Raw genomic sequence first — 18,656 nt, 5'->3', positions numbered from 1 at the left:
TATGGCCATACCCAGGTTTTTATACCTTACCTTATCTTCCAAGAGTGCATGGGTAATATAAGAATGTTCTGTTCCCCATTTTCAAGTTGCTCATGAATAGGTTTCTAGCGGACTTTTTTAACCGATCCCGTAAGTAGGAACATGTAATTTCGGTTCCTTTCAATAACTCTGAAATGCCTTGAAAATGTTGATTGGCAAAATTTCGGTAGGTGCCATTAAACAGGCTTGAAATCCGTTATCAATGGCCAAAAGCATGGTCATTACCGCTACAATAGTCTTTCCTGAGCCCACATCGCCCTGTAATAATCTATTCATTTGGGCATTACTGCCAAGGTCTGCCCGAATTTCCTTGATTACCCGTTCTGTGCTCCGGTTAGTTCAAAAGGTAATTTATTGGTGTAGAAATCATTAAAATATTCACCGACTTCATGAAAGGGAAATCCTTTAATTTCTTTTTACGTGAAACATTTTTTCCGATCAACTGTAATTGGATATAGAATAGTTCCTCAAATTTTAGCCTAAACTGTGCCTTGGCCAAAAGGTCTTGACTTTTAGGAAAATGGATATTGAACATTGCTTCTGGTTTGGGCAATAATTTAAGCTCATCTAACAGTTTGTTGGACAGGCTTTCGGAGAATCTACCACCAATTTCCATAAACAGTTGCTGCATGAGTTTACTGACAACCTTATTTGTAATACCCTTGTTGCTTAATTTTTCTGTGGAAGGATATACAGGCTGCATATACACTTTAGTACCTTGTTGATGTTCCTTTAAAGGCTCCATTTCCGGATGGGCCATAGAAAAAGTACCGTTATACCAATTACATTTCCCAAAGATGACATAGGGTATGTTCAACTTAAGATTTTCGCGAATCCATTTTTGTCCCCTAAACCAAACCAGTTCCATTTCACCGGTCTCATCTATAAAGCGCGCAACCAATCTAGAACCCTTTTTTTGCTCTACGGTTTTTATATGAACGATTTTGCCAATTATCTGCACATCTGCATTGCTACGTTGTAATTGACCAATTTTATAATATTGGGTCTTATCAATATATCTGTTGGGGAAAAGGTTAAAAGGTCTTGGTATGTGGATACGCCAATTTCTGAAGCCAAAATTTCTGCCCTATTGGGGCCAACCCCCTTTAAATATACTATTGGCGTTTGCAGAAAACTGTTGTTCATAACACGAATTTAGATCTAAACACGTTTAAGTACAAGTAGCTATGCATTTTTGCTGAAAAGGTCTTTTGTATTACATTTTTTTATATAGCTAAAGCCAAATATATTTACATTATGAAACCTGTTGTTTTTCTTTTCTTGATTTTCACTTTTGCTTTGGGTAATGCCCAGAACAGGAATGTGGATTTTGTTAGGATTTCCGCAACCATTAGTCCAGATTACGCTAGCTATGGAAATACAAGGAAAGGTCCGTTATACTTTTCTTCAACATTCGGAAACAGATTCTATATTTATTGATGGTGTAAACATCAATATCATTGAATTTAGGCTTAATGGTCGTAAGCGGCAAGTGTTCAATAATGGTAAAAAAAATGGATTTAGGGCCCCTAAAAAGAACGGGGAGCATCATGTAGAACTAGACTATGTAGCTCAGCCCGTACAAGCCTTATATTTTGTTGGATTCAATGATGCCATAAGTGGTAATGAACAAATATGGACACAGGGACAGGGAAAATATACCAGTCATTGGTTACCTTCTTTTGACGATATGAACGAGAAGTAGAGGTTGACCTTAAAATAATATATTTTAAAAACAACGAAGTTATTGCGAATGGTTTATTGGTAGATAAGACTCCCATTGACGGTAAATTGGCATGGAGCTTTGATATGGAGAGACCAATGAGTAGCTACTTGATCGCTTTTGCAATTGGTAAGTACAAAAAACAAGTATTAAGGTCAGAGAGCGGTATTCCTATAGAGAATTATTATTACCCTCAAGAGGAATTAAAAGTAGAACCCACATATAGATATACTAAAAGGATATTTGATTTCTTGGAAAAAGAAATAGAATTTGACTACCCTTGGCAAAACTATAAACAGGTTCCCGTACATGATTTTCTATATGCAGGAATGGAAAATACGGGTGCAACATTATTTTCTGATAGTTATTTGATAGATAGTGTGGCCTTTAAAGATAGAAATTATGTAAATGTCAATGCCCATGAGCTTGCGCACCAGTGGTTCGGTAATTTGGTTACGGAAGAAAGTGGTAACCACCATTGGCTTCAGGAAGGTTTTGCTACCTACTACGCTTATTTGGCCGAACGGTCCATTTTTGGGGAGGATAAATTTTATTGGAAGTATTACGATACGGCTGCCACGTTAAAAAATCAGTCAGAAGATGGCAATGGCAATCATTACTTGATCCTAATGCAGATAGTTTAACCTTTTATGAAAAGGGCGCTTGGGCATTGTTGATTTTAAGGGAACAGTTGGGAGACCAGGCTTTTAGGCAGGGTATAGCTTCCTATTTGAAAAAGTATAGTTTTAGTAACGCTACCGTTACGGATTTTTAAAGGAAATGGAGGCTGTAAGTGGACAAAATTTAAATTCCTTCAAAGAGGAATGGCTGGTTAATACTGACTTTCCGTATGAAAAAGCCATGGCTTATTTATATGAAAACAGTGCCTCAATACAGAGATATCAAGCTATAGCGGATGCAATTGGTACAACAGAAACATATTATAAAGATTCCATAATGACTTCATTCTGGAACGATTCTACTTCAGTTCATTTAAAAAAACAGTTTATTTTAGATTTTCATTCCAAAATCAGTGATACTACTTTAAGTGAATTGTTGCAGGCAAAGGAAATAATGCCCAGACAATATTTGGCCATTTCACGAGACCCTATCTTTAAAACTTTAAAACCTTTGTTCGAATCTATGTTAACGGACGATAGTTATGTGACTAAAGAAACTGTCTTTTATAAATTATGGGTTGAGTTTCCTGAGGAAAGGAGTAAATATTTAAATATACTCAAAGATGAAATTGGTTTGCCAAGTAAAAAATATACGTACGCTTTGGTTAGCTTTGGCAATGGTTACACCAAGTTATAATTTGGTTAAAAAATCCGGTTATTTAAAAAGCTTAAAAGTTATACTTCTTCCCGTTACAATACAGAGGTAAGGCAAAATGCATTTATGTATCTGTCCAATTTAAAAGTTTTGGAAGGGGAAGCTTTGGAAAATTTAATAAAGGCCACCAATCATCATTCTTGGCAATTTAAGACATTTGCAAGAAGAATGCTTGATGAGGAATTACGGGATGAAGATCAACGACAAAGAATAGATTCTTTATCAATGAGGATGGATACAAAGGATTTGCAGTACTTAAGAAAAAAATCAAATAGCATGAGGGCTTTAGTAATTTCTGGTGGTGGTAGTAAAGGGGCTTTTGCTGGTGGCGTGGCACAATACCTAATACAAGAAGGGGTAAGACTTATGACCTATTTGTAGGTACTTCTACCGGTAGTCTTTAATATCCCATCTAGCACTAGGAAAATTAGAAAAGATTAAGGATATATATTCCAATGTCAATCAACAAAGTATATTTAATAATTGCCCATTCTTAATAAAGAAAATACATGGCAATGAAGAAATTTCTATAAACCACTGGAAGGTTTTGGGAAATTTTTTAAAGGGGAAAAAAACGTTTGGCGAAAGTGAAAACTTACGAAAACTCATTAGAAAAAGTCTTACCGTAGAAGAATTTGATACCCTAAAAAATGGCCCTAAGGATGTGGTCATTACCGTATCTAACCTTTCTTTGAACCAAGTGGAATATAAGTCTATAAAGGATTGTACATACGATGAATATTGTGATTGGATATGGATTTCGGCCAATTACACACCCTTTATGAGCTTGGTGCGTAAAAATGGATGTGAATATGCAGATGGGGGGCTTGGTAGTATTGTCCCTATAGAGGAGGCAATTAAAAGAGGGGCCACAGAGGTAGATGTGGTGGTGTTGCATACAGAGGTAAATTATTTAAACCGCGTAGCCTCTAGAAATCCGTTTGAGTTGATAACGACGATGATGAGCTTTATCCTTGATCGTATAGAAAACCAAAATATCAGAATTGGAAAATTGGTGGCCAATCAAAAAAATGCCATTATTAACCTTTATTATACGCCTACAATTCTAACGACCAATTCCCTAATTTTCGACAAGCAAAAAATGACCTTATGGTGGAAAAGGGGATATTTGTACGCCAAGAACAAAAATGAGGAAACCAACCCCATTGAGCAAATGTCAATGAGTAATTGGTTTAAGGAAAAATGAACAATTGCCGCTTGGGCAATTACCATAAATCATTGATTTCCTTTTTAACGAATGAAAGTGCAGTTGCAGATGGAGAGGATTTTTCCATAGTTTCATTTAAAATATCCTCCCTTAATTTATGGGCAGAATCCGTTTCGCTCATTGCCGCTTTACGTATCATTTGAATAGTGGCACTTTTAGCGGCCTTTATAATGTTCCAACATTCATCTGTCATATAGATCTGCTGAGAAAGATTATGATCAAATTCCGTTTCTATACTTTTTATCAATAAACTTTCATAAGCGGCTTTATCCTTGGAATGTGGGGCAACACGAACTACTAGGTTAGGTATGGAAATGCGTTCTAAAAACAGGGCCATTCTTTCATATGCCTGCAGCCTAACAGGTAATGTATCTTTTTGTGAATCTTTATGAAGCAGAAAACGCCTTCTGCCTCCTCGTTATTGGTATGCATCCTAAAGAAATAAAATGCAATGGCACCTGTTACTACTGAAGGCAATAGATAAGCAAAAAGTTGAAATATTTGGTCTGAGGTCATTTTTAGTGTTATTTAAATTTAATACCCCTATTAAACGGTGAATATGTTCAATTAGTATAAAGGCTAATCGATGAAATGCAAGTGATTAATTTTTTACATCTCCCTTTGCCATATCATAAAATGCCTTGTAATCGGTTGAAATTTAATCTGTATGGCTTCCCGTAAATTACCATCCGCACCAACTGTGTTTATACGATCACCTTGAACACCATAATCCTTTATTAGAATACTTGCTACTGATGTTGCCTGTTGTAGGGCAAGGTCTAATTCTCCTGTAATATTCATGCTAGCAACGGTTATCATGCTCTTAGGATTGGCTTTAATGAGATTGGCAATATTTTCTAGCCAGGCACTTGCTTCCGTAGAGACTTTGTTTCCTAATCCGTCCACAAAGAAAAAATCCAATTTTTCTGAAATGATAACTGTTCCATTGGCAACATTTACATTGGCATTTTCGCCTAAGGTCTGTTTTGCATGGGTTAGTACCATGATTGCGGTAGAGTCATTACTTGCAATGCCGTCAACAATACCTTTAATCTGTTCCTCTTTTCTTTTTAAGGTGGCCAAGGTTTTAGTAATGTTTTCCGAGTTTTGACTGGAAAGGGTGGCAAAAACTGTTCAATTTTTCATAAGGGTGGCATTCGCATCCTGTAGTTCCTTTACTTGAACTTGCATTTCCTCTGCTCTTAACAATCCTAATTTTTCATTGCGCTGTGCAGTGTTCACAATTCTTTTTATGGAATCTAGCTGAAATTTTAGTTCTTGGTTTTGTGCTATTAGGTCACTTTTTTTTGGGCTTGTAGGTTGCTTAGACCAACCAAAAAAAGTAGTGAACCTACATATAGTTTCATCATCTGTATTATGCTTTTATTGTTTTGTCTTCAAATTTGCCGCCAAGATACGAACAGTCTTTTAATTCCTGAACACTTGTAAAGGCTACTTTGGCTTTATTATATCCATAGTAGATGCCAGACTTCTATTAAGATCGTTGTCATCAACGTTTACCTGTACATCGTCCATTGTAAATTGGCTAGGATGTTCATAGCCTGCCGCATGTGTTATTTCTAACAATTCTTTTCGAAACGTGTTGAAATATTGTGCCAATCGGTCAGATTTAAGGGGAACATCTATTCCTTTCTGCAACCATTTGCTTTGTGTGGCAATTCCTGTAGGGCATCTGTTGGTATGACATACCTGTGCTTGAATGCAGCCAATGCTCATCATTGCCTCTCGTGCCACATTAATGCAGTCAACTCCCATGGAAAATGCCATGGCCGCTTTGGCGGGAAAGCCTAGTTTACCTGATCCTATGAATACAATTCTATCGGTCAGGCTTCTATTCAAAAATACTTTATAAAGACTGGAGAAACCATATACTAGATCAACACTGCGGTACATTAAGTAAATTTCTAAACCATGAAGATTTTTCAATTAAGATTTCCTTGGCAACACAAGATCCATTTTTGTTCTGTGTGTATCATTTAGACCATTACCCCAAAGGAAATGGAGCATTGGGCCCTGCGGATTCATTGGAGGGCAGGCCTTGGGTAATGACTTCATAGGCAAGGATGGCTGGCGAATGTACCATGGCACTTCAATTCCCGGGTTTCCAGCACATCCCCATCGTGGATTTGAAACCATCACCATAGCGAATAAAGGTTTTTGTGACCACTCCGATTCTTTAGGAGCTGCAGGCCGTTTTGTGAAGGGGACGTACAATGGATGACTGCCGGCAGAGGTGTACAACATTCAGAAATGTTTCCTTTACTGCATACGGATAGGGAAAACACCTTGGAACTCTTTCAAATTTGGTTGAATCTACCTCAAAAAAATAAATTGGTGCCACCCCATTTTAAAATGCTTTGGCATGAGGAAATACCTATAGCCAAACTTCAAGGGGGTACAATTAAGGTCATTGCAGGAAATTATGACGATTATAAGGCCTTACCACCTGCGCCCGATTCTTGGGCCGCGGATTTGGATAATGATGTCGCTATATGGAACATCCATATCCTTGCCAATCAATCGGTTAAATTGCCCATGGCGAAACATGGTACGTTGCGCACCATATATTTCTATGAAGGTAATACGTTACGGATTATGGATGAAACCGTTATGCCCAATCATGGAATAGAAGCAGATGCATCCAAACCAATGACAATAAAGGCCATAGAAAAAGATGCTTACCTATTGGTTTTACAAGGCAGACCGATCAATGAGCCCGTTGAAAAAATACGGTCCGTTTGTTATGAATACCCAAAAGGAATTGGAACAAGCCATGGATGAATTTAGATTGACTCAGTTTGGAGGTTGGCCTTGGCGCTATCCCGATCATGTACATGATGTTGAACGAGGACGTTTTGCCCAATACCCTGATGGCAACATAATTGAAAAATAATGTTGGACCTTATACGTCTTATTTGCGATACAGGATTGTTTGTATTGATTTGGATGGTACAACTTATAATTTATCCGAGTTTTACATACTACCCACATAAAAATCTGTATCAATGGCATAATAAATACACCAAAAGTATAGCCATTATCGTAGTTCCGTTGATGACAGGTCAATTAATAACCACTACCCTTCAAGTCTACAAAGAATTAGACTTGTATACACTTATTAGTAGTGTACTTGTGCTAAGCGTTTGGTTGTCCACATTCCTAAAATTTGTACCATTACACAACCAGATAGCCAACAAAACTGAAATTGACAAAACCCTTATAAAAACTAAAACTCCATAATTGGCTACGGACCATCTTATGGAGTTTGTTATTTATACTTACGATTTATATTAAGGTTAAACCCGTGTAATCTTGGCTCCTATTGCCCGTAAACGTTCATCTATATGCTCATATCCACGATCAATTTGTTCAATATTGTGAATAGTGGAAGTTCCTTTTGCCGATAATGCGGCAATTAATAATGAAACACCGGCCCTAATATCAGGGGAAGTCATTGTAGTGGCCTTTAAGGTAGATTTGAAATCATGTCCTATTACGGTAGCCCTGTGCGGATCACATAAGATAACCTTAGCTCCCATATCCAACAATTTATCCACGAAGAATAAACGGCTTTCAAACATTTTTTGATGTATCAACACCTCTCCTCTAGCCTGTGTCGCTACGACCAACATAATACTTAAAATATCAGGAGTTAATCCTGGCCAAGGAGCATCGGCAATGGTCAAAATGGAACCGTCTATATAATTTTGGATTTCATACCCATCTTTATGGATGGGAATATAAATATCATCACCTTTCTTTTCAACGGTTATGCCAATTTTCTAAAAACGGTAGGTATTTGACCCAAATCGTTCCAACTAACATCCTTAATGGTCAATTCACTTTTGGTCATTGCCGCCAGACCGATCCAGCTACCTATTTCGATCATATCCGGTAACATTCTATGTTCCGTACCACCTAATTTATCTACCCCATCAATTACCAAAAGATTAGAGCCTACACCCGATATTTTGGCGCCCATTCTATTGAGCATTTTACACAACTGCTGTAAATAAGGTTCGCAGGCGGCATTGTATATGGTTGTCTGGCCTTCTGCCAGAACAGCTGCCATTACAATATTTGCAGTACCGGTTACGGATGCTTCATCCAAAAGCATATAGGTACCGATTAATTTTTCGGCCTCTACCCCGTAAAAATATTCCTCACGGTTGTATCGAAACTTGGCGCCTAATTTTATAAAACCTTCAAAATGGGTGTCCAAGCGTCTTCTACCAATTTTATCTCCTCCTGGTTTGGGTATATACCCTTTACCAAAACGGGACAATAATGGTCCTACCAACATGATGGATCCACGTAGTCCCCTACCATCTTGTTTAAACTGATCGGACTGTAAATAATCCATATTTACATCGTCTGCCTTAAACGTGTATGAACCTTTTCCCTTCTTTTGAATCTTAACGCCTAAATCCTCCAATAAGGAAATGAGCTTATTGACATCAACAATATCCGGAATATTGCTAATGGTTACTTTTTCGTCTGTTAACAGTACTGCGCAAAGGATTTGAAGTGCTTCGTTTTTTGCGCCCTGAGGTGTTATTTCACCGGATAACTGGTGCCCTCCTTCAATTTTGAATGTTCCCATCTAAATAAGTGGAAATTTAATAGCGTTTCTTGCCGCGGTTATTATTGTTTCTTTGATTTTTCTTGCCAGAATTATTTGACCTCGGCGTTTTGGCAACTCTATTTTTAAGGAACTGGCCACTGTCGGTAAGATTTACTTCCTCAGAAGCCAAATCTATTTGACCATCGCTCAACTCGTACAAATGTTTAAAAATAGTTTTATCGTCTACCACGTCCTTGTTCCAATTAAGGTAACATTTCTTCATATGGTTTGCAATGGCATATTCCAAGCCCGATCTTTTGTCCCCCTTTTCCCATTCCACGGCTACATCCACCATTCGTTTAATATTGTTGCCGTAAAAACGGTATTTTGGAAAATTCTGTGGATATTCCAAAGGTTCTGGTCGTTGTCTAAGGATTTCCTTGGACGTAATAGGAAACGGTGATTCCACATCCAATTTAAAATCTGACATAATGAACAGCTGGTCCCATAGCTTATGTTGAAAATCTGGCACATCACGTAAATGTGGCTGCAGGTTACCCATTACACTGATTATGGATTGGGCTATCTTATTACGTTCTACCGGATCCTCTATAGATACGGCATAATCTACCATTTTTTGAAAATGACGGCCATATTCAGGTATAATTAAATGTGAACGTTCCGTATTATATTCTAGGTTTTCTACTAATTGCAAATTGAAAATTTTAGCTTAAAATGTTTGAGAAGTATTCTTATAACGATGCCAAATTAATAAAATTATAGCTGAAATACTATTTTAGAGCGAGATTACCCCTTCTATTTTACCTACTTCCTTGTATTTTTTGATAACACTGTCCGGGCTATCCAAATTCACGGTAATGGAAACACTGGTATATTTTCCTGTTTTGGATTTTTTTGAATTGATTACCGCGCCCATATTATCAAATATACGGTGAATTTGCCCTACTTTATCCGTATCGCTCTTTACTATAAATTTATATAGATAATTAGTGGGCCATTTTGATGTTTCCTTTAACTGAACCCTTAATTTTTTATAAAATTCTTCAGGATTATTTTCATCCATACCTTCAATTTTAAGCAAAGATAAGGGTAAACCACCAGTTTTTTTATACTCTGGGTTTATGTACTTTTGTCAGCTAATTGTAAGAAATTGAAAAACAAAAGAATAGTTGTTACAGGCGGGCCCGGAACAGGTAAAACTGTACTGATCTCATCTTTGGAAGAACATGGTTTTCATTGTTTTCATGAAGTGATAAGGACCATGACGTTAGATGCCCTTGACGGCAAGGAAGTTGTTGATCAACTGGTAAACCCTATTGACTTTGTGGATGATGCCAAAAGTTTCAACGATCAACTTATACATGCCCGTTTAAAACATTTTAAGGAAGGTGAGATCATACAACGGCCACATCTATTCTACGACCGTGGATTACCGGATGTAATAGCCTATATGAATTATTTTAAACAACCTATAGAACCTTACTATTCCGATTTATGTTCCCTGCACAGATACGACGAAGTACTGATCTTACCACCATGGGAGGATATTTATGTTCAGGATAATGAACGTATGGAAAATTTTGAACAGGCCTGTGGCATTCACGCCCATTTGGACCAAACATATACGGCATTGGGTTACCAACCTATTGAGGTTCCTTTTGGCACAATTGAAGAACGTTTACAATTTGTTATAGACCATATAGAGAAGACAGGGTGAACACTACACCAGAAGACATCTTAAATAAATATTGGGGCTTTGAAAACTTTAAGGGCTCGCAAAAAAGTATTATCAACGCCGTCCTGAACGGTAAGGATGTTTTAGGCCTACTGCCCACAGGTGGCGGGAAATCTATTTGTTTTCAAGTACCCGCTTTAATGAAAGACGGTATATGTATAGTCGTATCTCCCTTGATTGCCCTGATTGAAAACCAAGTGGACAATTTGCAAAAATTGGGCATTAAGGCCTTAGGCCTAAAGGGCGGAATTAAACTTGAGGATGTAGATAAATTATTGGATAATTGTATCTACGGCAATTACAAATTTTTATACCTCTCACCAGAAAGGTTGCAACAAGAGCTTGTGCAGGAGCGTATAAAGTCCATGAACGTATCTATAATCGTGATAGATGAAGCACATTGCATTTCTGAATGGGGACATGATTTTAGGCCGGCATACCTAAATTGCGCCATTCTAAGGGAATTTCATCCACAAGCCCCAATTTTGACCCTTACTGCAACGGCTACAAAAAGAGTAACGGAAGATATGGTCAATTCTCTTGAGCTTAAATCTCCCTTAGTAGTAAAAGATTCGTTCTTTAGAAAAAATATTGGATTTGGAATTATAGCCACCGAGGACAAAAACGGTTACTTAAAAAGATATTGCAAACAGTTAAAAACTAGTGCCATTGTCTACGTTAGAAGCAGAAAAAAGGCAGAGGAGCTATCTTCCTTTTTACAGCAAAACGCCATCAAAGCTACTTTTTATCATGGTGGTATGGACCAAAAACTAAAAACGGAAAGGTTAGGTACGTGGTTAACTAATAAAGCACAGGTTATGGTTGCCACAAATGCATTTGGCATGGGCATTGACAAGCCAGATGTGGCATTGGTCATACATTATCAAATACCGGATAGTATTGAAAACTATTTTCAAGAAGCAGGAAGGGCCGGTAGAAACGGAGATAGGGCCAAAGCTATATTATTGACCAATACAACGGACAAAAATCTGGTTAAAAAACAATTTTTGGATGTTTTGCCAGATACATCATATGTAAAATTGGTCTACAAAAAACTCAACAATTATTTTCAAATAGGGTTTGGCGAATATGTAGAAGAAAAATTTCCATTTAATTTTAACGAATTTTGCAGCACCTATAAGCTGAATACCTATTTAACGTACAACACCCTTCAGTTACTGGACAGGAATTCCGTTATATCGTTATCAGAGAATTTTTCAAAGAAAACCACTGTCAAATTCAAAACGGACAAATCAGCCATTTATCGTTATTTTCATCAGAATCCGCAATTAGAGGAATTTGTCAAAATAGTTTTACGCACCTATGGAGGACTTTTTGAGTTTGACAACCAAATAAATACCTATTTATTGGCAAAGAAAAGCAAAAGACCAGAATCTGTGGTTCAGTTGAATCTTGAAAAATTAGCCAAAGATGACATGATCATTTACCATAGTTCTCCTACTGATCTGGAAATTACATTTTTGGTACCACGGGACGATGACCGTACTATCAACAGATTTTCCAAGACTATCGTTGAACAAAATCAAATTAAAACTGAAAAAATAACAACTATTCTTGATTATATAGATAATGTAGATACCTGTAGAAGCATTCAGTTATTGGATTATTTTGGTGAAAAGCAACGTATTGCCTGCGGTATTTGCGATGTTTGTGAAAGAAATAAGATAGGGCATACCGATATACAGAAATTAAAAGAAGCTATTCTAGGAATATTACAGGAACAAAGCGCCTCTTCTAGAACATTACAGGAAAAATTGGGCGCGGAACAGGAAAACCTTATCACTGCCCTACAAGAACTATTGGAAGAAAAACAACTATCGTTAAACGCAACAAACGAATATGAACGCAGATAATATGGAAGCATTGAGAATTGTATTTATGGGAACCCCGGATTTTGCCGTGGGAATTCTGGAACAGCTCGTACAAAAAAAATATACGATTGCCGGGGTAATAACCGCTCCGGATCGGCCCGCCGGTAGAGGTAGAAAACTCAATGAGTCTGCGGTAAAACAATTTGCGGTAAAACATGGTTTAAAAATCTTACAGCCCACCAATTTAAAAAATGAGGATTTTTTGGCCGCTTTAAAGGACCTGAACGCCAACATACAAATTGTGGTCGCCTTTAGAATGCTACCCAAGGTGGTTTGGAATATGCCCAAATATGGAACTTTTAACCTACACGCTTCATTATTACCACAATATCGTGGTGCCGCTCCAATAAACTGGGCCATAATAAACGGAGAAACAAAAACCGGAGTCACTACTTTTTTTATCGATGAAAAAATAGATACTGGCGAAATTATTTTACAAGATGAAGCAACCATTAATTTTACTGACAATGTTGCGGATCTTCATGACCGGCTTATGCATTTAGGTGCAACGACCGTTATAAAAACTTTGCAGAGAATTCAAGAGGGTAATTTCAATACCTCAAAGCAAGAAAACCATGACGACCTTAAACTTGCACATAAAATTCATAGGGAAACGTGCGAGATAGATTGGAACAGGCCGCAGGTGGATATTTATAATTTCATTAGAGGGTTAAGCCCCTACCCTGCTTCTTGGACAACCCTGTACAACGCAGACCAGCAAACTATTACCAAAATCTATAAGGCTAACATAGAAAAAGCTGAACATGAATTGGCAAACGGAACCTTAGTCTTTTCCAAAAAAGAATTAAAGGTTGCTGTACAACATGGGTATATACTTTTGGAAGAAATGCAATTACAAGGCAAAAAAAGAATGCATGTTAAGGATGTTTTAAACGGTCTTCAACTCCAAGAAAATGCCAAAATGGGTTAAACCCCCGTAGTTATTGGGCTAGGCGAAATGTAAAAAAAGACCTACTTTATTAACAAACCTCTTGAGTTATCAACAAAATAAGGGATTTCCGCCCATTTTACTTGTGTTGGTCATAAATCCATATAAATTTGTTATCAGGTATAAAAATTATATTAATCACAATTAATTAATCACATTATGAACAAAACAGAATTGATCGATGCAATGGCAGCTGACGCTGGCATCACAAAAGCTGCGGCAAAAAAGTCATTAGAATCTTTCTTAGGAAATGTTGAGAGTTCTCTAAAAAAAGGAGATAGAGTTTCTTTAGTAGGTTTCGGTTCTTGGTCCGTATCTAAAAGAAATGCAAGAGAAGGTAGAAACCCATCAACAGGAAAAACTATCCAAATTGCTGCTAAAAATGTAGTTAAGTTTAAAGCTGGAGCTGATTTAGGTAAAGCTGTAAACTAAGATTTGCATACATATATTACGAAAAGCGCCCATAGTGGCGCTTTTTTATTTATTGATTTTTGAAATTAGGAGGATTTATCTTACATTAGGTTTATAATAAGTTAATATACATGGTCTCTTTAAAACCAACTAAGGGTAAATTGTTGATCGCAGAACCAACGTTAACGGGTGACGTATCTTTTAATAGGTCCGTTGTGCTGCTGGCGGAACATAATACTGAAGGTTCTGTTGGCTTTATATTAAACAAGCCTTTGGAGTATCAAATAAATGACTTGGTTACTGAAATTGAGTTACCCTTTCAAGTATATAACGGTGGTCCTGTAGAACAGGATAATTTATATTTTATACACAAGGTCCCACATTTAATCGATAATAGTGTGGAAATTTCAGATGGTATTTATTGGGGTGGTGATTTTGAAACGACCATAGAACTTATCAATAAAGAGATAATTTCAGAAGATGATATCCGTTTCTTTCTTGGATACTCCGGTTGGTCTTCACTGCAGTTAGATGAGGAATTGACCTCTAAATCTTGGATCGTAATCGAGAATGAGCACGAAAGTAGAATTATCCAAAAAGCGGCCAACGCTTTTTGGAAGGAAAATATGATACAATTGGGCGGTAATTATCTGCTGTGGTCAAATGCTCCAGAAAATCCGAGTCTTAATTAGACCGTTTTACCCAAGGATAAACGTGCCGCTGCATTTAGTTTTCCTATCAATGCCTTAGCTGCGGCATCATTGAAATTTTTCTTTCTGTATTTGGAAATGGACACGATACCATCAATACTATTGGTTAAAAATAATTCGTCCGCTTTTTGAAGTTCAAATGGTGAAATACTCTCTTCTAACAGTTGGTAATCCTCAAGTTTGGCAATAATATCCATTAATTTTTTCCTTAAAATCCTATTTAAACAACCATCTGTCAATGGCGGAGTTTTAATACAGTTATCTTTTACCAAAAAAATATTACCGTGTAATGTTTCCACTACCTGCTTACGTTCGTTCAACAATAAACAATCATCGTAATCGTTTTCGTTTGCATAAATTTCGGCAACGGTGTATAAAATTTTATTGGTGGTTTCCAGATTGGAAAGCATTGTTGAATTTTTATAAAAATCCTTATACAGGTCAACCTCATAATCACCGGTGTTCATTGTAAAAAAGGTATGCTCCAATTCTTTGGCTGTAATGACGTAAGAAATGGAGTTTACGTTTGCAGCATCCTTTTTTGTACTATTTCTGAAAACTGTAAATTTAATTTCATACCCTTTATCCGCATTTATTTTTGTTATCAATTTTAAAATTTCCGCTTCCATAAATTCCATGGTAAAGTTCATGGGTATGACCATCCTCAATATCCTCATGGACGACATTAAGCGCAAATAATGCTCCTCTAAGAAAAATACATCACCGTTAACGACCCTTACTCTTTCAAAAAGAGCATCTCCAAACTGTAAGCCCCTATTGTCCGCATTAAGTATAGGACCATTGCCCTCTACCAGTTCACCATTAAAATTGACCATAAAAAAAGCCTTAAAAATTTTAAGGCTCAAAGATACTGTAATTAGGAATATTATTAGGAAGAACCCAATACTTGCTTTAAATCCGAAACTTGGTTGGTCCATAGCATTTTAGATTCGTCTACTTCATCTTCATCCGCAAAATCCGTTATGAACAGTGAAACATCCTTCGTAATTTCATCTACAATAATTTTCATTTCAAAATAGCTATTGTCCTCGGCTTCGTCCCATGCAAAGCGCACGAACTCATCTGTTTTCCTTTTCAACAATTTAGCTTCTTCTTCTGCGCCATCCCAGATAAAGGTAAATGTCTCTCCTCTTGAATTTACATTGTCCGCAAACCATTCTGACAATCCAGATGGGGTAGCCAAATATTGATATAACATTTGGGGTGAAGACTGAATTACAAACTCTATTTCGAATTTTATTTTATCGCTCATTTATCTACTACTTTATTCAGAGCAATATATATATTTCTCAATGATAAAAAAATAAATGACCGCTATAAATTTTTTAAGTGGGTTTAGTTGAAGAACAAATAAATTACCACTATATTTGCAGCCGTTTAAAAATAATATGGCGAGGTAGCTCAGTTGGTTAGAGCGTCGGATTCATAACCCGGAGGTCGGGGGATCGTGCCCCCCTCTCGCTACTAATTATTACGTATTTAAAAACAACGGTTTAGTTTTCGCTAAACCGTTGTTTTATGCCCAGTTTTAAGGAGTTGATTACCTTTGAATACGAGAATGAATACAAAAGTGCAAACGATTTGTCCGTAAAAAGTAATTTTTCCGTCCCAAAAATATACTCAACCAATAGCGATTTGACAAAACGTTGGTACGTTTATTTCTCATTCTGTGACCCTAAAAATGGATAGCTAAAGCGGCAGACACACTTTATGGGAATGCCAATACCTATAAATCAAAAGAAGAAAGACTTTACGTACTGGTGACCTACAGAAAAGTCTTATTGAGGCTTCTAAAACATGGTTACGACCTTTATTCCGATAATATAGTGCTGCACCAAAGACTGAAAACCTAGTCTATCTATAATGTATGGTTAAATATCCCTCATATAGTCCTGCCAAATGACCAAAACATATTTTTCCTTTCCGTTATCGGTCTTTCTTAAAAATCCGTATTCATAGACAAATAGGTACACCTCCCCCTTTTGGTTTTTCCAATAGTGGGTAAAGAAATTTGGGTCAAAGCCTAATTCCAATAAAACATTGCTTCTGATAGTGACCTTACCGCCTTTATTATAATTTTTTAGAAGCTTTCTGTTCAGTTTTAATTGATTGTCCACTTTATTATAGAAACGTTCAGGTCGTTCCTTTTCTTTTTGGTATTGGTAAGCACTCTTGCAATGCAGATTGCAATATTTTTTATCCGTCCTCCCGGTAAGTGGTTTTTTACAATACAAACATTCATGTTGTAACCTCATTTCCATGAATTTAAGTGAATACTTATACGAACATTATTCGATTAAGATACGATTAAATCATTTTCTTTAGTGAACTTGTAAAAAAAATGTCATGTTTAAAGGTAGAAGTATTACGCTAAAGCATTTAATGATCGATAACGTGAAACATATTGGACTCATTTTTAAATCTGACAAAGTGGTCCAAGCTCTTGTAGAGAAACTACCGAATATTTGCTGGAGTGAGGAATATGGAATGTACCATATCCGTAACAACAGAACCAATCTTAGAACTATTTTTAGTACGTTTCGCGGAGAGGTCTGGATTAACGGAAACTATTTTTTTGAAAATAATAGCGGCCTAAATCCGAAAAACCCAATAATATAGACTGGTATAGAAACAGGAACCTTAAAGAAGGTCATAAGAGATGTCCGGAAGAATACCTGGATAAGCTGGAACTTAGAAAATATGCCGAGAACACTGTAAAAACCTATGTACACCATTTTGAAACGTTCATCAACTATTATTCCCATATAAAGCCCGAAGTCATAACTGAAATCGAAATTAGGAACTATCTGCAGGTTCTTACTAGAGAAGGACGCTCAACCTCCTATTTAAACCAAGCGGTCAACAGCATTAAGTTCTATTTTGAGGTAGTAATGGGTATGCCCAACCGATTCTATAAAATTGAACGGCCCATTAAACATAAACAATTGCCTAAAGTACTTTCAAAAAAAGAAGTTTTATTTTTAATAGACCATACCAATAATTTAAAGCATCGTTGTATCGTCTCCCTTCTATATTCTGCGGGGCTACGTAGAAGTGAGCTGCTACACCTTAAATTGGAAGATATCGATAGCAAGAGAATGCTTATCCTCGTAAAGGACGCAAAGGGAAACAAGGATAGAATGACCGTACTGAGCCCTACCCTATTAAAGGAACTTCGTACTTATTACAAGCAATACAGACCCAAGGTCTTTCTTTTTGAAGGACCAAAACAGAAGGCCTATACGGCATCCAGTGTACTTAAACTTATTTCTATGGCCGCCAAAAGAGCGGGAATCTATAAAAAAGTAACTCCCCATATGCTCAGGCACAGTTTTGCCACACACCTTATTGAAGACGGCATTGACATACGGCATATACAATTATTATTGGGTCATAGTTCTACCAAAACTACGGAAATTTACACCCATGTGGCGGAAACCTCCTTTAATGGTATAAAAGATCTCTTATCTTAGTTCCGCATATGAAATATATATAGATCATATGATCTATATTCTTACGTTGCCAGTAATTTGAATGAACCACTTCAATATCATATCAAGTCTAATTTTATTCGGATTATCAATCCTATGTTTTTGGCTTCCTTTTAAGAACAGAAATAAAAAAACTGGAATTGTAACTGGAACTATTTTGAGCTTATTAATTGCTTGGACTATATTGGCGGAACTAGAATTTCTTGTGATTTTTATTTGGCCATTTATTTTGGCCTTTCAAATTGTATTTCTGACTTACTGGATATTTAGAGTATTTAAAAGACCGAAAACTGGAAAATATGTTTCGTTATTGCTGACTTTTGGTTTCATATTATTATTTATGTCACCTTGGATTAGTGACTGGACTTTTAGTAAAAATGACGCAAGGAAATTATTAGCGGAACATAACATTGAGCTAAAAGACGACTTTAAAATATTGAAAAATGAAAGTGGTGGATTTATGGATTACGCACATACTCTAAAAATCCAAATTTCGGAATCAGATAAAGTAAGGAT

At 36.7% G+C, this 18,656-nt stretch carries 20 protein-coding genes, 1 tRNA gene and 7 pseudogenes; 18 read left to right on the top strand and 10 right to left on the bottom strand.

Annotated features, from left to right (window positions below; genetic code table 11):
• A pseudogene (locus Q2T41_RS20420) lies at positions 1–1,185 on the bottom strand (DEAD/DEAH box helicase); the annotation flags it as partial.
• A 160-nt stretch (positions 1,186–1,345) separates the two neighbouring features.
• On the opposite strand from Q2T41_RS20420, the gene Q2T41_RS20415 reads away from it, so the two are divergent.
• The 5 genes and pseudogenes from Q2T41_RS20415 to Q2T41_RS20400 all read left to right on the top strand — a co-directional run bounded on the left by Q2T41_RS20415 (position 1,346) and on the right by Q2T41_RS20400 (position 4,304).
• Positions 1,346–1,744, top strand: coding sequence for a gluzincin family metallopeptidase (locus tag Q2T41_RS20415; RefSeq protein ID WP_304437552.1), 399 nt, complete (start codon positions 1,346–1,348; stop codon positions 1,742–1,744).
• Positions 1,745–1,800: 56 nt separating this feature from the next.
• Entirely contained in the window at positions 1,801–2,406 is a 606-nt protein-coding gene (locus Q2T41_RS20410; protein WP_304437551.1) for a M1 family aminopeptidase, read from the top strand.
• Entirely contained in the window at positions 2,316–2,537 is a 222-nt protein-coding gene (locus tag Q2T41_RS20985) for a M1 family aminopeptidase (RefSeq protein ID WP_367186945.1), read from the top strand. Before Q2T41_RS20410 ends, Q2T41_RS20985 begins: the two co-directional genes overlap by 91 nt.
• A 5-nt stretch (positions 2,538–2,542) precedes the next feature.
• A complete protein-coding gene (locus tag Q2T41_RS20405) occupies positions 2,543–3,079 on the top strand; it encodes a hypothetical protein (protein ID WP_304437550.1) in 537 nt (178 codons plus the stop codon).
• A gap of 294 nt (positions 3,080–3,373) precedes the next feature.
• Positions 3,374–4,304 (top strand): annotated as a pseudogene (locus Q2T41_RS20400) (patatin-like phospholipase family protein).
• 19 nt (positions 4,305–4,323) lie between these two features.
• Here Q2T41_RS20400 and Q2T41_RS20395 read toward each other — a convergent pair.
• The 3 genes and pseudogenes from Q2T41_RS20395 to Q2T41_RS20385 form a co-directional block, all read right to left on the bottom strand.
• Positions 4,324–4,841: pseudogene (locus tag Q2T41_RS20395) on the bottom strand (DUF7935 family protein).
• Between the two features lie 93 nt (positions 4,842–4,934).
• Positions 4,935–5,408, bottom strand: a complete 474-nt coding sequence (locus Q2T41_RS20390) for a hypothetical protein (protein ID WP_304437549.1) — start codon at positions 5,406–5,408, stop codon at positions 4,935–4,937.
• Positions 5,409–5,700: 292 nt separating this feature from the next.
• A pseudogene (locus tag Q2T41_RS20385) lies at positions 5,701–6,230 on the bottom strand (glutamate synthase-related protein); the annotation flags it as partial.
• 190 nt (positions 6,231–6,420) lie between these two features.
• Between Q2T41_RS20385 and Q2T41_RS20375 the strand changes: the two are divergent.
• From Q2T41_RS20375 to Q2T41_RS20365, 3 genes and pseudogenes are all read left to right on the top strand, one after another.
• Positions 6,421–7,127 (top strand): annotated as a pseudogene (locus tag Q2T41_RS20375) (pirin family protein).
• Positions 7,090–7,239, top strand: coding sequence for a hypothetical protein (locus Q2T41_RS20370; protein WP_304437546.1), 150 nt, complete (start codon positions 7,090–7,092; stop codon positions 7,237–7,239). The pseudogene Q2T41_RS20375 and the gene Q2T41_RS20370 overlap by 38 nt, the downstream one beginning before the upstream one ends.
• Positions 7,239–7,586 carry a hypothetical protein gene (locus Q2T41_RS20365; protein WP_304437545.1) on the top strand — a complete coding sequence of 116 codons (348 nt, stop codon included), beginning with the start codon at positions 7,239–7,241 and terminating at the stop codon, positions 7,584–7,586. Before Q2T41_RS20370 ends, Q2T41_RS20365 begins: the two co-directional genes overlap by 1 nt.
• 56 nt (positions 7,587–7,642) lie before the next feature.
• On the opposite strand, the pseudogene murA reads toward Q2T41_RS20365, so the two are convergent.
• The 3 genes and pseudogenes from murA to Q2T41_RS20350 all read right to left on the bottom strand — a co-directional run bounded on the left by murA (position 7,643) and on the right by Q2T41_RS20350 (position 9,994).
• A pseudogene (gene murA / locus Q2T41_RS20360) lies at positions 7,643–8,949 on the bottom strand (UDP-N-acetylglucosamine 1-carboxyvinyltransferase).
• 16 nt (positions 8,950–8,965) lie between these two features.
• Positions 8,966–9,625, bottom strand: coding sequence for a DUF4290 domain-containing protein (locus tag Q2T41_RS20355; RefSeq protein WP_304437248.1), 660 nt, complete (start codon positions 9,623–9,625; stop codon positions 8,966–8,968).
• Between the two features lie 81 nt (positions 9,626–9,706).
• Positions 9,707–9,994, bottom strand: a complete 288-nt coding sequence (locus tag Q2T41_RS20350) for a DUF493 family protein (protein ID WP_304437481.1) — start codon at positions 9,992–9,994, stop codon at positions 9,707–9,709.
• Positions 9,995–10,081: 87 nt separating this feature from the next.
• Here Q2T41_RS20350 and Q2T41_RS20345 point away from each other — a divergent pair, with 87 nt between their 5' ends.
• The 5 genes from Q2T41_RS20345 to Q2T41_RS20325 all read left to right on the top strand — a co-directional run bounded on the left by Q2T41_RS20345 (position 10,082) and on the right by Q2T41_RS20325 (position 14,610).
• On the top strand, positions 10,082–10,648 hold the full coding sequence (locus Q2T41_RS20345; RefSeq protein WP_304437247.1) for an AAA family ATPase: 567 nt from the start codon (positions 10,082–10,084) through the stop codon (positions 10,646–10,648).
• The gene (locus Q2T41_RS20340) at positions 10,645–12,540 is read left to right on the top strand and encodes a RecQ family ATP-dependent DNA helicase (RefSeq protein WP_304437246.1); all 1,896 of its coding nucleotides are present in this window, start codon (positions 10,645–10,647) and stop codon (positions 12,538–12,540) included. The genes Q2T41_RS20345 and Q2T41_RS20340 overlap by 4 nt, the downstream gene beginning before the upstream one ends.
• A 1-nt stretch (position 12,541) precedes the next feature.
• Positions 12,542–13,489 carry a methionyl-tRNA formyltransferase gene (gene fmt, locus Q2T41_RS20335; RefSeq protein ID WP_304437480.1) on the top strand — a complete coding sequence of 316 codons (948 nt, stop codon included), beginning with the start codon at positions 12,542–12,544 and terminating at the stop codon, positions 13,487–13,489.
• A gap of 177 nt (positions 13,490–13,666) precedes the next feature.
• Positions 13,667–13,939, top strand: coding sequence for an HU family DNA-binding protein (locus tag Q2T41_RS20330; RefSeq protein WP_089260551.1), 273 nt, complete (start codon positions 13,667–13,669; stop codon positions 13,937–13,939).
• 110 nt (positions 13,940–14,049) lie between these two features.
• Positions 14,050–14,610 (top strand): YqgE/AlgH family protein, encoded by a 561-nt coding sequence (locus Q2T41_RS20325; protein WP_089260552.1) that lies wholly within the window; start codon positions 14,050–14,052, stop codon positions 14,608–14,610.
• Here Q2T41_RS20325 and Q2T41_RS20320 read toward each other — a convergent pair.
• Both Q2T41_RS20320 and Q2T41_RS20315 read right to left on the bottom strand, forming a co-directional pair.
• Complete coding sequence (locus Q2T41_RS20320) at positions 14,607–15,566, bottom strand: aminotransferase class IV (RefSeq protein WP_367186901.1); 960 nt, start codon at positions 15,564–15,566, stop codon at positions 14,607–14,609. The genes Q2T41_RS20325 and Q2T41_RS20320 overlap by 4 nt on opposite strands.
• The gene (locus Q2T41_RS20315) at positions 15,518–15,901 is read right to left on the bottom strand and encodes an START-like domain-containing protein (RefSeq protein ID WP_089260554.1); all 384 of its coding nucleotides are present in this window, start codon (positions 15,899–15,901) and stop codon (positions 15,518–15,520) included. Before Q2T41_RS20315 ends, Q2T41_RS20320 begins: the two co-directional genes overlap by 49 nt.
• Positions 15,902–16,039: 138 nt before the next feature.
• Here Q2T41_RS20315 and Q2T41_RS20310 point away from each other — a divergent pair.
• Positions 16,040–16,113: transfer RNA gene (locus tag Q2T41_RS20310), tRNA-Met, on the top strand.
• A 54-nt stretch (positions 16,114–16,167) separates the two neighbouring features.
• A complete protein-coding gene (locus tag Q2T41_RS20305) occupies positions 16,168–16,338 on the top strand; it encodes a hypothetical protein (protein ID WP_304437245.1) in 171 nt (56 codons plus the stop codon).
• Between the two features lie 182 nt (positions 16,339–16,520).
• Here the strand turns inward: Q2T41_RS20305 and Q2T41_RS20300 are convergent, their stop codons facing one another.
• Complete coding sequence (locus tag Q2T41_RS20300) at positions 16,521–16,904, bottom strand: hypothetical protein (RefSeq protein ID WP_304437244.1); 384 nt, start codon at positions 16,902–16,904, stop codon at positions 16,521–16,523.
• 91 nt (positions 16,905–16,995) lie between these two features.
• Between Q2T41_RS20300 and Q2T41_RS20980 the strand changes: the two genes are divergently transcribed.
• The 3 genes and pseudogenes from Q2T41_RS20980 to Q2T41_RS20290 all read left to right on the top strand — a co-directional run.
• The gene (locus tag Q2T41_RS20980; protein ID WP_367186944.1) at positions 16,996–17,268 is read left to right on the top strand and encodes a hypothetical protein; all 273 of its coding nucleotides are present in this window, start codon (positions 16,996–16,998) and stop codon (positions 17,266–17,268) included.
• A complete protein-coding gene (gene xerA, locus Q2T41_RS20295; protein ID WP_367186946.1) occupies positions 17,265–18,122 on the top strand; it encodes a site-specific tyrosine recombinase/integron integrase in 858 nt (285 codons plus the stop codon). Before Q2T41_RS20980 ends, xerA begins: the two co-directional genes overlap by 4 nt.
• 61 nt (positions 18,123–18,183) lie before the next feature.
• Positions 18,184–18,656, top strand: a pseudogene (locus Q2T41_RS20290) (hypothetical protein); the annotation flags it as partial.

Source organism: Maribacter confluentis (assembly GCF_030505015.1).
In the GTDB taxonomy this organism is placed as follows: domain Bacteria; phylum Bacteroidota; class Bacteroidia; order Flavobacteriales; family Flavobacteriaceae; genus Maribacter; species Maribacter sedimenticola.
This window is presented reverse-complemented; position numbering and strand designations above follow the sequence as displayed.

What these genes read in the sequence shown, in the direction of transcription:
- Q2T41_RS20415 (WP_304437552.1), top strand. Translation starts at nt 1,346, where the DNA reads ATGCCCAGAACAGGAATGTGGATTTTGTTAGGATTTCCGCAACCATTA.
- Q2T41_RS20405 (WP_304437550.1), top strand. Translation starts at nt 2,543, where the DNA reads ATGGAGGCTGTAAGTGGACAAAATTTAAATTCCTTCAAAGAGGAATGG.
- Q2T41_RS20370 (WP_304437546.1), top strand. Translation starts at nt 7,090, where the DNA reads ATGAATACCCAAAAGGAATTGGAACAAGCCATGGATGAATTTAGATTG.
- Q2T41_RS20365 (WP_304437545.1), top strand. Translation starts at nt 7,239, where the DNA reads ATGTTGGACCTTATACGTCTTATTTGCGATACAGGATTGTTTGTATTG.
- Q2T41_RS20350 (WP_304437481.1), bottom strand. Translation starts at nt 9,994, where the DNA reads ATGGATGAAAATAATCCTGAAGAATTTTATAAAAAATTAAGGGTTCAG.
- fmt (WP_304437480.1), top strand. Translation starts at nt 12,542, where the DNA reads ATGGAAGCATTGAGAATTGTATTTATGGGAACCCCGGATTTTGCCGTG.
- Q2T41_RS20330 (WP_089260551.1), top strand. Translation starts at nt 13,667, where the DNA reads ATGAACAAAACAGAATTGATCGATGCAATGGCAGCTGACGCTGGCATC.
- Q2T41_RS20325 (WP_089260552.1), top strand. Translation starts at nt 14,050, where the DNA reads ATGGTCTCTTTAAAACCAACTAAGGGTAAATTGTTGATCGCAGAACCA.
- Q2T41_RS20320 (WP_367186901.1), bottom strand. Translation starts at nt 15,566, where the DNA reads ATGGACCAACCAAGTTTCGGATTTAAAGCAAGTATTGGGTTCTTCCTA.
- Q2T41_RS20315 (WP_089260554.1), bottom strand. Translation starts at nt 15,901, where the DNA reads ATGAGCGATAAAATAAAATTCGAAATAGAGTTTGTAATTCAGTCTTCA.
- Q2T41_RS20305 (WP_304437245.1), top strand. Translation starts at nt 16,168, where the DNA reads ATGCCCAGTTTTAAGGAGTTGATTACCTTTGAATACGAGAATGAATAC.
- Q2T41_RS20300 (WP_304437244.1), bottom strand. Translation starts at nt 16,904, where the DNA reads ATGAGGTTACAACATGAATGTTTGTATTGTAAAAAACCACTTACCGGG.
- Q2T41_RS20980 (WP_367186944.1), top strand. Translation starts at nt 16,996, where the DNA reads ATGTTTAAAGGTAGAAGTATTACGCTAAAGCATTTAATGATCGATAAC.